Genomic DNA, 11,856 nt, shown 5'->3' with positions numbered 1-11,856 from the left:
CCAGCTGTACTGCCTAGTCCGGATCCCCCGATTCGGGGACATCGTCCCAGGCGAGGCTGTCGAGCGGGTCCGCCCGCGTCAGTCTCGGCTCGGGCAGTCGGAAGGTCTGCGCGCGGCCCGGACCGGTCGCGCGCGTCTCGAACCGGACGGTCACGAAGCCGTGACCCCCGCCCTGCACCCATCCGTGGCCGTGATCGGGATGCGAGACGTCGGTACCGGTGGGCCAGTCGACGACGGGTTCGGCGGCGGTGTCCTCGTCCGGGACGCCGGGCGCACCAGTGGCCGCAGCCCCCGTGCCGGAGGGCGACGCGGAGTCACCAAGGTCACCGAGGTCACCGAGATCGGGAAACAGCGTCTCCTGGTGAGTGTCCGACAACCCGGAGTAACCGACGCCGACCAGGCGGATCGGCCCCACCTCCAAGGGATCGAGCATCACCCGGTGCGCCGCCGCGGTCAGCGCATCGAGGTCGGTCGTCGGCGCGGGCAGAGTGGTCGAGCGAGTCAGGATCGACATGTCGGAGCGGCGCAACTTCACCACCACGGTCCGCGCGCCGCGGCCGTCCGCCAGCAGCCGTCGATGCGCATGCGACGCCGCGCCCGAGACAGCCGCCCGGAGTTCGGCCGCGCGCACGATGTCGACCGCGAAGGTCGATTCGGCGCTGATCTGCTTCGCCTCCGCCCGCTCGGTCACCGGGCGATCGTCGATCCCGCGCGCGAGCCGGTGCAGCGACGGTCCCGCGGTGGCGCCGAGGACCGAGGCGACCTCGACATCCGAGAGCGCTGCCAGGTCGCCGATGGTCTCCACTCCCAGCCGAGCCAGTCGGTCTCCGGTCACCGGGCCGATCCCCCACAGCTTGCGCACCGGCAGCGCTTGCAGGAAGTCCAATTCCGTGGACGGCGGAATCACCTTGGCCCCATCGGGTTTGGCCATTCCGGAGGCGATCTTGGCGATCTGTTTGCCCGAGCCGAAGCCCACCGAAGCGGGCAGCCCCGTCTCCTCCCGGATCGCGGCGCGCAGCCGGTGGGCGAAGTCGAGCGCGTCGGCGGCGGTGGCGCCCGCGAGCTCCTGCGGTTCGCCGAACGCCTCGTCGAACGAGAGCGTCTCGATGACCGGGACGAAGGTTCTCACGAGTCCGAAGACGCGGCGGCTCACCACCGAGTACACCGATCCGCGCGGCGGGACCACCACCGCGGACCCGCCGACCAGCCGCCGCGCCTGATGCATCGGCATCGCCGAACGGGCACCGAACGTCCGCGACTCGTAGCTGGCTCCGGCCACCACGCCGCGGCCACCGGTGCCGCCGACGAGCACCGGACGCCCGGCCAGGGTCGGCCGCGTGAGCTGCTCCACCGACGCGAAGAAGGCATCCATGTCGATGTGCAGCACCCAGCGCGCGCTGCGCTCCCCGCCGGCGGTGCCGGGTGCGGAGTCAGTCACGGGGACGGCGGCACAGGGCCAGCACTCGGGGATCGGTGGTGACGAAGCGGTCGACCTCTTCACCCGCGTCGCAGCGCAGCAGCGCGATGGTCGCCGAGTCCGGCCGCAGCGACACGACCTCCCACTGCGCGCCGTTGTCCTCCCAGCGCTGGAGTCGCTCGAGATCGTCGCCGCTCATGGCCCGATTCTATCGCCGGCCCCGCGGGCGTACTCTCGGCAGACGTGCCTTTCCTTCGATATGCAGCATTGGGCGACTCCTTCACCGAAGGAGTCGGGGACCACGACCCGCAGCGGCCGAACGGAGTCCGCGGCTGGGCGGACCGGGTGGCGGCCGAGTTGGCGCGGCTCGAGCCCGGCGCCGAGTACGCCAACCTCGCCATCCGCGGTCGCAAGCTCGAGCCGATCGTGGCCGAACAGGTGGAGCCGGCGCTCGCACTCGACCCGGATCTGATCACCCTCTACGCCGGCGGCAACGACATCCTCCGGCCCAAGGTCGACATCGACGCCCTGCTCTCGACGTACGACGCCGCCGTGGCGCGACTGACCGAGTCCGGTGCGCGACTCGTGCTGTTCACCGCGCACGATCCGGGCGGCTGGCCCCTCTTCAGCGCCCTTCGCGGGCGCTTCGCGATCTACAACGAGGGCGTCCGCGAGATCGCTGACCGCCACGGCGCCACCATCGTCGACTTCTGGCGGATCGACGACTACCGCGACGTCCGCCTCTGGGACTTCGATCGGCTGCACATGTCGGCCGCGGGCCATCAGCGCATGGCGATCGCCGTGCTCGACGCGCTCGGCGTCGAGCACGGCCTCCGGCCGCTGGAGCAGGCCCCGCTCCCCGACCTGTCGCCCGCCCGCCGGCGCGCCGAGAACCGGCGTTGGATCAGGGAGTTCGCCGTGCCGTGGATCGGCAGACGCCTGCGCGGCACCTCCAGCGGCGACGACCTCTCGCCCAGGTTCCCGGAGATGACCGCGCTCGGCGCGTGAGCCGAGCGGCGTCTACGCCTTCTCGATGTCGGCGGTGACGCCGTCTCCGAGTTCGATCGCCCCCGGTCGGTCCGAGGTCACGTCGAACGCGGTCGCCAACACCTCGCCGGCGATCATGTCCGAATGACGCCTCGCGGTCTCCACCCGCTCCTCGGGCACCGCCAGGCGCACCGAGATGCGGTCGGAGATCTCCAGCCCGAGGTTGCGGCGCGCGTCCTGCAGTTCGCGGACCCGGTCCTTCGCCCAGCCCTCGGCTTCGAGTTCGGGCGTCACCGCCGTGTCGAGGACCACCAGACCCGCCCCGCCCGGCATCTCGGCGGTCGAATCGGGTGCGACGGCGACCAGCTTCCGTGAGAACTCCTCGCCCTTCAGGACGATCCCGTCGGCGACGACGGTCTGTTCGCCGGTCTCCGGATCGGTGCCGAACTCCCAGTCGCCCGACTTCACCGCCTTGATCGCGCGCTGGACGTCCTTGCCGATCCGCGGCCCGGCCGCTCGTGCGTTCACGGCCACCTCCACGCGGCCGACGGCGTCGACGTCGGTCGAGAGCACGACCTGCTTGACGTTCATCTCGTCGGCGATCAGATCGGTGTACGGCGCCATCCGTTCGGCCGCGGGCGCGGCGACGGTCAGCGCCGGAAGCGGGAGACGGACGCGCAGCTTGTTGGCCTTGCGGACACTCGACGCGACCGAGCACACGGTCTGCACCTGATCCATGGCCGCCACCAGTTCCGTATCGGAGGGCAGCTCGTCCTCGGCCGGCCAGTCGGTCAGGTGCACCGACCGTTCACCGGTCAATCCCCGCCACATCGCCTCGGTGGCCAGCGGAAGCAGCGGTGCGGCGAGCCGGCCCGCCACCTCCAGCACCGTGTACAGCGTGTCGAAGGCGTCGGGGTCGGTGTCCTGGCCCGCCCAGAACCGGGCCCGCGACCGCCGCACGTACCAGTTGGTCAGCGACTGGCAGAACTCGCGGAAACTCTCGCAGGCGCCGGCGATGTCGTAGACGTCGAGCGCCGCGGTCATCTCGTCGCGCGTCTGGGCCAGTTTGGCGAGGATGTAGCGGTCGAGGACGTGCTGCGAATCGGTGCGCCACGTGGCCGGGCGCTCCGCGTACAGCTGCAGGAAGCTGTATGCGTTCCACATCGGCAGCAGAGCCTGGCGCACTCCCTCGCGGATGCCGCGCTCGGTGACCACCAGGTTGCCGCCGCGCAGGATCGGCGAGGCCATCAGGAACCAGCGCATCGCATCGGAGCCGTCGCGGTCGAATACCTCGTTGACGTCGGGGTAGTTGCGCTTGGACTTGCTCATCTTCTGACCGTCGTCGCCGAGCACGATGCCGTGTGCGGCCACCGTTTTGAACGCGGGGCGGTCGAAGAGGGCGGTGGCCAGCACGTGCAGGTTGTAGAACCAGCCGCGGGTCTGTCCGTTGTACTCGACGATGAAGTCGCCCGGATTGTGCGCCAGCTGATCGCCGCCGCCGTCGAACCACTCGGTGTTCTCGAACGGGTAATGCACCTGCGCGTACGGCATCGACCCGGACTCGAACCAGCAGTCCAGGACCTCCGGCACGCGTCGCATCGTCGAACGCCCGGTCGGATCGTCGGGATTCGGCCGGGTCAGTTCGTCGATGTGGGGCCGGTGCAGGTTCTCCGGCCGCACCCCGAAGTCGCGCTCGAGCTCGTCGAGACTGCCGTAGACGTCCACCCGCGGGTACGCCGGATCGTCGGAGACCCATACCGGGATCGGCGCTCCCCAGAAGCGGTTGCGGCTGATGTTCCAGTCCTTGGCTCCGGCGAGCCACTTGCCGAACTGCCCGTCCCGGATGTGGGCCGGCGACCAGGTGATCTGCTGGTTCAACTCCAGCATCCGGTCCTTGATCTCGGTGACGGCGACGAACCACGACGGGACGGCCATGTAGATCAGCGGCTGGCCCGACCGCCACGAGTGCGGGTAGGAGTGCTCGATGGTCTCGTGCCGAAGGATGCGGCCCGCCGCCTTGAGATCTCTGATGATGTTCGGGTTGGCGTCGAAGACCATCTGGCCCTGGTACGGCGGCACCAGATCGGTGAAACGGCCGCCCGGATCGAGCGGCTGCACCACCTCGATGCCGTTGGCGGTCGCAACGTCCATGTCCTCCTCACCGAAGGCCGGCGCGAGATGGACGACGCCGGTGCCGCTGTCGGTGGTGACGTAGTCGGCCAGCAGCACCACGTGCGAGGCGGGGTGGCCGAGGAAGAAGTCGAACGGCGGTCGGTAACTCAGCCCCGCCAGTTCCTTGCCGAGGTACACCCCGACCGTCTCCGGTTCGCCGAGTTCCTTCGCGTACGCACCGACGAGAGCCGAGGCCAGCAGGTACTCGTCGCCGTCGGCGGTCCGCACATGCGTGTACTCGGTCTCGGGATGTACCGCGATCGCCAGGTTCGACGGAAGGGTCCACGGCGTCGTCGTCCAGATCAGCGCGTTGACGCCGTCGAGCGGTGATCCCGGCGCGGAGAGGGGCATCGTCACGGTGACCGCCGGATCCTGGCGCATGCGGTAGGCGTCGTCGAGCTTGGACTCCTGGTTGCTCAGCGGCGTCTGCTCGTACCAGGAGTACGGGAGCACGCGGTATCCCTGGTACACCAGGCCCTTGTCGTGCAGGCGCTTGAAGGCCCACATGACCGACTCCATGAAGTCCAGATCGAGCGTCTTGTAGTCGTTGTCGAAGTCGACCCAGCGGGCCTGCCGGGTGACGTAGTCGCGCCACTCGCCCGTGTAGCGGAGAACCGAGTCGCGGCAGTATTCGTTGAACTTGTCGACGCCCATCGTCTCGATCTCCGATTTATCGGTGATCCCGAGCTGCCGCTCGGCCTCGAGTTCGGCGGGCAGACCGTGGGTGTCCCAGCCGAATCGGCGGTCGACCTTCTTACCGCGCATCGTCTGGTACCGCGGGATCACGTCTTTGACGTAGCCGGTGAGCAGGTGGCCGTAGTGCGGAAGTCCGTTGGCGAAGGGCGGACCGTCGTAGAACACGAACTCCGGTGCGTCCTCGCGATTGGCGATCGACGCCTTGAAGGTGTCGTCGTCCGCCCAGTACTGCAGGACGGTCTCCTCGACCTGGGGAAACGACGGCGCTCCCCGCCCGGTTCCGTCGGTCAGATCGACGATCGGGTAGGCGCGCGCCGTGGTGCTCTGCTGTGATTCGGGGGTCGTGTCGCTCACGCGCTGCTCCTCGTGCCTGGTCTTCGCCGACGCTCTCGTCGGCCCTGTGGGCACGGGGACGCGACTGTGTGGACTCGCCTGAGTTCACGGTCTGCGCGCGGTACCACCCCGCTTGCACGCCCCAGGGGCGTGCCTCTCATCGTGACGGCTGTGTCGGGCCGCACCCGCCCGGTTCTACTGAGACCCAGCGGGTCCGTTCTTCCGGGAGCTCACCGGTGATTGCCGGGTCGTCGCTGCGAACAATCAGTCTACTGCACTGGGCCCGGCCGCACTGGGCCGGGAGGTCTGCTCGGGCGGTGGCTCAGTCGTCGGAAGGGTCGCTCTTCGGCGACCGCCCGCCATCGTCCTCGGTGTCGTCCCAGACGAACTGCATGGCCGGCAACTCGGGGTCCGACGACCGCACCACGATGTCGTCCGTCGGATCGCCGGCCAGACGCCGCCGCCCGACATATGTCTCCGGCGCGTCCGCCTGCGGTGCACTCGTCTCCGGTGCGCCGCTCTCCGCTGCTGCCGACGGCGCCGGCCGCTGCGGAGTCTGCGCAGGCCCCTGCGGAACCGGCTGCGGTCCCGTGCGCGGCCCGCTCGCCGACTGCACGGGGAACGACCCCGTCGAGCGGAGGTAGTCGTTGACGTCTCCGTCGCCCTCGGGAGCGCGCTCCGCACCCGGCTGCGGAGCGGAGAATCCGCCCGACAGAGCGGACAGTTCGCCGTTGCCCGGATCGGTGGGCACTTCCGAGACGGGTTCGGGTGTGGCCGAGACGATCGAACCGAGACCCGCCGACTCGCCGCCGCCGACATCGCCCGAGTCGACGGGCGCGTGCTCACGGACCGGACCCTCGTCCTCGGCGTCGAGGGGCTCCTCGCGCGCCGCGGATTCACGCCCGCGGATCGTGAACAAGGGCTCGTCCTCGGCGCCGGCGCCACCGCGCCGGTTGGCCCGCAGCGTGTCGATGACCAGAAGGATCAGGCCGACGACGCAGACCGCCACGCAGGCGATCGCGAGCGGGAGATTACTGGTCACCAGTGCGACCACCAGAAGGCCGAAACCGACGAGGGTGGCGGCCAGCGCAAGGCTCAGCATGTCACCCTCGTCGGTTCGGGGAAGATGTGCGTGTACACGTCGGTGTCAGCCCCAGATCAGCTCTGCGAGTATCCGCCCTCAGCGGCATAACTCGCCTGTCCGTTCTCCACCGGGGCGGCACTGCCGCGCTGCTGGAGTTCCTCGAGCTGCGACTCCAAGTACGTCTTGAGTCGAGTGCGGTACTCGCGCTCGAACGTCTTGAGCTGCTCGATGCGGCCTTCCAGCACCGTGCGCTGCTGGTTGATGGTCGTCATGATCTCGGTGTGCTTCTGCTCCGCGTCGCGCTGCAGGAAGTCCGCGCGTTCCTGCGCCTGGCGCACCTGGGTCTCGGCCCGGGTCTGTGCATCGGCGAGGAGTGCCTCGCTGCGCTGGCGAGCGTCGGCGAGCGTGGCGTCGGCGTTCGACTTCGCCTCGGCCACCATCGCGTCCGAGCGCTGGCGAGCGTCGGCCATCAGGCTCTCGGCCTCGCTCCGGGCGCTGCCCGTGACTCGGTCTGCGGTGTCCTGGGCCAGCGCCAGCACACGTGCCGCACGCATGCTGGCCTCTTCGTCAGCGGCGGGAGCCGGCGCCGCGGCGGGCTCCGGTGCGGGCGCGGGAGCAGGCTCCGCGACGGCCGCGAACGCCTGAGTGCGATCCGGGGCACCGGAACGCGCCTCGTCGAGTTCGGTCTCGAGTTCGCCGACGCGCTGCTTCAGGTCGTTGTTCTCGTCGATCAGCCGTGCGAGTTCAGCCTCCACGAAGTCGAGGAATTGATCGACCTCGTCCTCGTTGTAACCGCGCTTGCCGATCGGCGGTTTGCTGAACGCGACGTTGTGCACATCAGCTGGTGTGAGCCGCATTTCTGCCTCTCCCCTTAGGTCATTTCGCGTGTTGATTTCGTACACGCCGTCTTCTGGCACGGTCAGCCGGAACGTAGGTCCGCACAGGCGAACACGAACTGCCCCAATCTTGATCGCGTTTCTATTAATACCAGTACCACTACGCAACTAGCGTGTCATCTCGTCACACCAGGACCAAGGCGTGTTGTCTGCCCGCGACCCGTTCGCAATCGAATCTAGGCCGAATCATCGGGTCACCGTGGACTTCGTAAATGACACGCTGAGGCAGCAGAATTGGCGTTGCACACCGACCACCAGCGACTATTCGATTAATCACATTCGTGGAAGTCACGTGGTGTGGATCGCGAAGCCCAGAACCACCCGCATCAGGATCGACAACACGATCAGCACGATCATCAGCGAGAGGTCGAGCCGCACCGGCCCCAGAGACAGCGGCGGGATCAGTCTCCGCAGCAACTTCACCGGCGGATCGGTCAGTGTGAAGACGAATTCGATGACGACCACGCCGGGCCCGGACGGACGCCACCGGCGCGCGAAGGACTGCACCAGCTCGACGACGAAGCGGCCGAGGAGCAGCAGAACGTAACAGAACAGTACGAAGTACAGGATCCAGAGGAAGGTGCTCACCCCTCAAGGGTGCCTGATAACCGTGCAAAACGCCGCGCCGCCCCGGAAACGACCGGGGCGGCGCGGCGGACGACGACGAGCTGCGGCTCAGGACTGACTGTAGAAGCCGCTCTCGGCGATGCGGCGACGCTCCTCCGGGCTGACGTCCACACCGTTGGGCGAGAGCAGGAAGACCTTGGTGGCGACCTTGTCGAACGAACCGCGAAGCGCGAAGACGAGGCCGGCGGCGAAGTCGACCAGACGCTTGGCCTCGTCGTTGCTCATATCCGCCAGATCCATGATGACCGGGCTGCCGTCGCGGAACCGTTCGCCGATCGTGCGGGCCTCCGAGTAGTCGGCCGGCCGCAGCGTCGAGATCTTCTTCATGGCACTCTCCGACAGCGGGTCGTTGTCGACCTGGGGGTCGAGCGCGACGGCGTTGGCGCCGCGCACCGTGACGTTGGACGAGCGATTCAGCGGCTCGAGCCTGCGGACCGACTCCACGTCGGGCGAGCGGCGGGCGCCCACATACGGGCGATCCGACTCGGCGCGTACCGCGAAAGCGCGGTCGTCGGCCGAACGGGCGAACTCCGCCTCGCGGTAGGCCGGTTCGCGGTAGCGCGGCTCGGCCTCTCCGAACGGTTCGCGGTACTCCGGCTCCCGGTAGTCGGCCTCGCGGTAACGGGATTCGCCCCGGTAGTCCCGCTCGCGGAACTGCTCGTCGCCGTAGAAGGCGTCCTCGCGGGTCCCGTTGCTGCGGTACTTCTCCATGTACGCACGCTCACGTGCCGACATGGCCGGCTGGTCCTCGGGGTCGGCCAGGTAGTCGTCCTCGAACTCGCTCGGGGGCACCATGCCGAAATATGCCTTGAACTTCTGCATCGTCGTCATTACGAGCCTTCCTGAACGGTGAAGTCATTGCGGGTGGATGGGCGCTACACCTGATCGCTAGTGGTTCTGTTGTGACCAGTGTGACTAAAGCGAGACTATCGGCCGCGTCCCCATAATTGCGGTTCCGACACGCACACACGTCGATCCGTGCGCGATCGCCGCTTCGAGATCTCCGGACATCCCCGCCGACAGCTCGACTGCGTGCGGGAACCGTCGCAGGAAGTCCGCGCGGATCCGGGCCAGCCGCTCCATGGCCTCGTCGGGGTCCGCTCCGAGCGGGGCTATGGCCATCAGTCCGTCCAGGCTGAGCGTGTCCGGCGAGGCGAGCACCCGTTCGGCGGCCGGAGCCAGTTCCGCCGGGGCCAGACCGCCGCGCTCCGGATCGCCGTCGAGGCTCACCTGAAGCAACAGGCCCAGCGTCCGGTCCCGGTCGCCCGCCTCCAGAGCGCGCGCCGATGCGCCGTCGAAGGCCTCGATCAGTGGGAGGGAGTCCACCGAATGCACGCGGCGTGCCCAGCGGGCGATACCGCCTGCCTTCTTGCGCTGCACCCGTCCGATCATGTCGACGGCGAAATCGACGTCCACCCGCGCACGGACCGCCGCTGTCTTGCGCCCGGCCTCCGGCTCACGGGACTCGCCGAACTCGCGCACACCCAGGCGCAGAAGCCGCACCACGTCGTCGGCCGGGAAGTACTTCGTGACGACGAGCAGGCCGATCTCGGCCGGATCGCGTCCGGCCGCGGTCGCGGCGGCCGCGATGCGACGCGCGGTGGCTGCCAGTCCGTCGGCGAGCTCGGATGAGCGGGGATCCCGCTCGTCGGTCACCGCCGCGCTCCGGCGCTGTCCATCCAGATCACTGAAGCCAGGCGGCCGGTCGGCGCGCCGCGCCGATGGCTGAACAGCGACGTGTCGCTGATCGTGCAGCGCGGGTCGACGGCCACCGCCGACACACCGGCCTCGAGCAGTTGACGCCGGATACCCGCACGCAGGTCGAGCCCGGGCGTCCCAGTGGAGGTTCGGCACGAACTGCCCGGCAGATGCCGTTCCACATCGGCCTGCATCGCCGCGGGCACCTCATACCGTTCGCCGCTCGCGGCCGGGCCGAGGAAAGCCCCGATCCGTTCCGGCCGCGCTCCCAGCCGGATCATCGCGCGCAATGCCTCCGGCACGATACCGATCCGGGCACCGACGCGACCGGCGTGCACGGCGGCGATCACCCCCGCCTCGTCATCGCTCAGCAGCACCGGAACGCAGTCCGCGGTCAGCACCGCGAGCACCAGGTCGCGCTGGTCGGTGACCAGGCCGTCGGTAGCGGGCACCGGTTCGGCGACCGGCCCGTCGACCACGGTCACGTTCCTCGTGTGCAGCTGCTCCATCCACACCACCCGGGCGGGCTCCACGCCGAGATCCCGGGCTAACCGCTCCCGGTTGGCCGCCACCGCGGCGGGGTCGTCGCCCACGTGATCGCCGAGATTGAACGAGTCGTACGGTGCCGCGGAGACGCCGCCGGCGCGCGTGGTGACCGCGCGCCGGACGACGAAGGAATCGTCAGCCGCCATCACTTCATGAAATCGGGAACGTCGACGTCATCGTCGTCGAGCCGCACCGAGTTGCGGCGGGGCGTCGGCTCGCCGAACGGGTTGCCCGAGCGCTCCCGGGAGGTGCCGAACAGCGGGTCCTTCGCATCGGGCTTGGCGGTCTCCCCCGCCTGCGCCTGCGCGACGCCGGCATTGCTCGCCGTGGCGGCGTGGGCGCCCTGCTGCCGCTTGGACGGTGCGCCGGCGTCGAAGCCCGCGGCGATCACCGTCACTCGAACCTCGTCGCCGAGGTTGTCGTCGATGACCGTGCCGAAGATGATGTTGGCGTCCTCGTGTGCCGCTTCCTGCACCTGCGAGGCCGCATCGTTGATCTCGAACAGACCGAGGTCGCTGCCGCCGGCGATCGAGATCAGCACACCGCGTGCACCCTCCATCGACGCTTCGAGCAGCGGCGAGTTGATCGCCGACTCGGCCGCCTTGCGCGCCCGGTCCTCGCCGCGCGAGGCCCCGATGCCCATCAGCGCACTTCCCGCGTCGCTCATCACGCCCTTCACATCCGCGAAGTCGACGTTGATCAGGCCCGGCGTGGTGATGAGATCGGTGATGCCCTGCACGCCGTTGAGGAGGACCTCATCGGCACTGCGGAAGGCGTCCATCAGACTCACCTGCGCGTCGCCCAGGTGCAGCAGGCGGTCGTTGGGGATCACAATGAGGGTGTCGCACGACTCGCGCAGCGCCGCGATGCCCGCCTCGGCCTGGTTGCCACGTCGCTTGCCCTCGAACGAGAACGGGCGGGTCACGACACCGACGGTCAGCGCGCCGAGCTTGCGGGCGATCGATGCGACCACCGGCGCACCGCCGGTGCCGGTGCCGCCGCCCTCGCCCGCGGTCACGAAGACCATGTCGGCGCCCTTGAGGAGTTCCTCGATCTCGTCCTTGGCGTCCTCCGCGGCCATGCGGCCGACATCCGGATTGGCGCCGGCGCCGAGGCCTCGGGTCGACTCGCGGCCGATGTCCAGCTTCACGTCGGCATCAGAGATGAGCAGGGCCTGCGCGTCGGTGTTGATGGCGATGAACTCGACACCCTTGAGCCCCTGCTCGATCATGCGGTTGACAGCGTTGACGCCACCGCCGCCGATGCCGACGACTTTGATGACGGCCAGATAATTGTGCGGTGGCGTCATGATGCCTTCCTACTTCGAACAAACCCTAAAGCTCAACCATAGGGTTATAGTTATGTCAAGTACTGGTGTTGAAGACGACGGTATTGATCGC

At 68.8% G+C, this 11,856-nt stretch carries 11 protein-coding genes; 1 reads left to right on the top strand and 10 read right to left on the bottom strand.

All coding sequences use genetic code 11. The features are described 5' to 3' along the window. Positions 1–13: 13 nt before the first annotated feature. Both ACE11G_RS07110 and ACE11G_RS07105 read right to left on the bottom strand, forming a co-directional pair. A complete protein-coding gene (locus ACE11G_RS07110; RefSeq protein WP_375004108.1) occupies positions 14–1,372 on the bottom strand; it encodes a DNA polymerase IV in 1,359 nt (452 codons plus the stop codon). 58 nt (positions 1,373–1,430) lie between these two features. Then, positions 1,431–1,616 carry a hypothetical protein gene (locus ACE11G_RS07105; protein WP_006895341.1) on the bottom strand — a complete coding sequence of 62 codons (186 nt, stop codon included), beginning with the start codon at positions 1,614–1,616 and terminating at the stop codon, positions 1,431–1,433. A 44-nt stretch (positions 1,617–1,660) separates the two neighbouring features. Here ACE11G_RS07105 and ACE11G_RS07100 point away from each other — a divergent pair, with 44 nt between their 5' ends. Beyond that, a complete protein-coding gene (locus ACE11G_RS07100) occupies positions 1,661–2,425 on the top strand; it encodes an SGNH/GDSL hydrolase family protein (RefSeq protein ID WP_039866949.1) in 765 nt (254 codons plus the stop codon). 12 nt (positions 2,426–2,437) lie between these two features. Here ACE11G_RS07100 and ileS read toward each other — a convergent pair whose 3' ends face one another. The 8 genes from ileS to ftsZ form a co-directional block, all read right to left on the bottom strand. Further along, on the bottom strand, positions 2,438–5,626 hold the full coding sequence (gene ileS, locus ACE11G_RS07095) for an isoleucine--tRNA ligase (protein WP_375003976.1): 3,189 nt from the start codon (positions 5,624–5,626) through the stop codon (positions 2,438–2,440). Positions 5,627–5,927: 301 nt separating this feature from the next. Then, entirely contained in the window at positions 5,928–6,707 is a 780-nt protein-coding gene (locus ACE11G_RS07090; RefSeq protein WP_375003975.1) for a hypothetical protein, read from the bottom strand. Positions 6,708–6,763: 56 nt separating this feature from the next. Then, positions 6,764–7,546, bottom strand: a complete 783-nt coding sequence (locus ACE11G_RS07085) for a DivIVA domain-containing protein (protein WP_006895337.1) — start codon at positions 7,544–7,546, stop codon at positions 6,764–6,766. 327 nt (positions 7,547–7,873) lie between these two features. Continuing rightward, the gene (locus tag ACE11G_RS07080; RefSeq protein WP_006895336.1) at positions 7,874–8,173 is read right to left on the bottom strand and encodes a YggT family protein; all 300 of its coding nucleotides are present in this window, start codon (positions 8,171–8,173) and stop codon (positions 7,874–7,876) included. Between the two features lie 87 nt (positions 8,174–8,260). Then, positions 8,261–9,043, bottom strand: a complete 783-nt coding sequence (locus ACE11G_RS07075) for a cell division protein SepF (RefSeq protein ID WP_278124005.1) — start codon at positions 9,041–9,043, stop codon at positions 8,261–8,263. A gap of 84 nt (positions 9,044–9,127) precedes the next feature. After that, positions 9,128–9,868 carry a YggS family pyridoxal phosphate-dependent enzyme gene (locus ACE11G_RS07070; RefSeq protein WP_278124007.1) on the bottom strand — a complete coding sequence of 247 codons (741 nt, stop codon included), beginning with the start codon at positions 9,866–9,868 and terminating at the stop codon, positions 9,128–9,130. Continuing rightward, positions 9,865–10,602 carry a peptidoglycan editing factor PgeF gene (gene pgeF / locus ACE11G_RS07065; protein WP_006895333.1) on the bottom strand — a complete coding sequence of 246 codons (738 nt, stop codon included), beginning with the start codon at positions 10,600–10,602 and terminating at the stop codon, positions 9,865–9,867. The genes ACE11G_RS07070 and pgeF overlap by 4 nt, the downstream gene beginning before the upstream one ends. Further along, positions 10,602–11,765, bottom strand: coding sequence for a cell division protein FtsZ (ftsZ, locus tag ACE11G_RS07060; RefSeq protein WP_006895332.1), 1,164 nt, complete (start codon positions 11,763–11,765; stop codon positions 10,602–10,604). Before ftsZ ends, pgeF begins: the two co-directional genes overlap by 1 nt. Between the last annotated feature and the right edge of the window lie 91 nt (positions 11,766–11,856).

This window comes from Gordonia sp. PS3, assembly GCF_041950545.1.
In the GTDB taxonomy this organism is placed as follows: domain Bacteria; phylum Actinomycetota; class Actinomycetes; order Mycobacteriales; family Mycobacteriaceae; genus Gordonia; species Gordonia sihwensis.
The sequence above is the reverse complement of the archived record's forward strand: the minus strand, read 5'-3'. Positions and strand labels throughout refer to the sequence as shown.

Excerpts from the sequence above, each read along its gene's own strand:
- ACE11G_RS07110 (WP_375004108.1), bottom strand. The coding sequence starts at position 1,372 with ATGGATGCCTTCTTCGCGTCGGTGGAGCAGCTCACGCGGCCGACCCTG.
- ACE11G_RS07085 (WP_006895337.1), bottom strand. The coding sequence starts at position 7,546 with ATGCGGCTCACACCAGCTGATGTGCACAACGTCGCGTTCAGCAAACCG.
- ACE11G_RS07075 (WP_278124005.1), bottom strand. The coding sequence starts at position 9,043 with ATGACGACGATGCAGAAGTTCAAGGCATATTTCGGCATGGTGCCCCCG.
- ACE11G_RS07090 (WP_375003975.1), bottom strand. The coding sequence starts at position 6,707 with ATGCTGAGCCTTGCGCTGGCCGCCACCCTCGTCGGTTTCGGCCTTCTG.
- ftsZ (WP_006895332.1), bottom strand. The coding sequence starts at position 11,765 with ATGACGCCACCGCACAATTATCTGGCCGTCATCAAAGTCGTCGGCATC.
- pgeF (WP_006895333.1), bottom strand. The coding sequence starts at position 10,602 with ATGGCGGCTGACGATTCCTTCGTCGTCCGGCGCGCGGTCACCACGCGC.
- ACE11G_RS07105 (WP_006895341.1), bottom strand. The coding sequence starts at position 1,616 with ATGAGCGGCGACGATCTCGAGCGACTCCAGCGCTGGGAGGACAACGGC.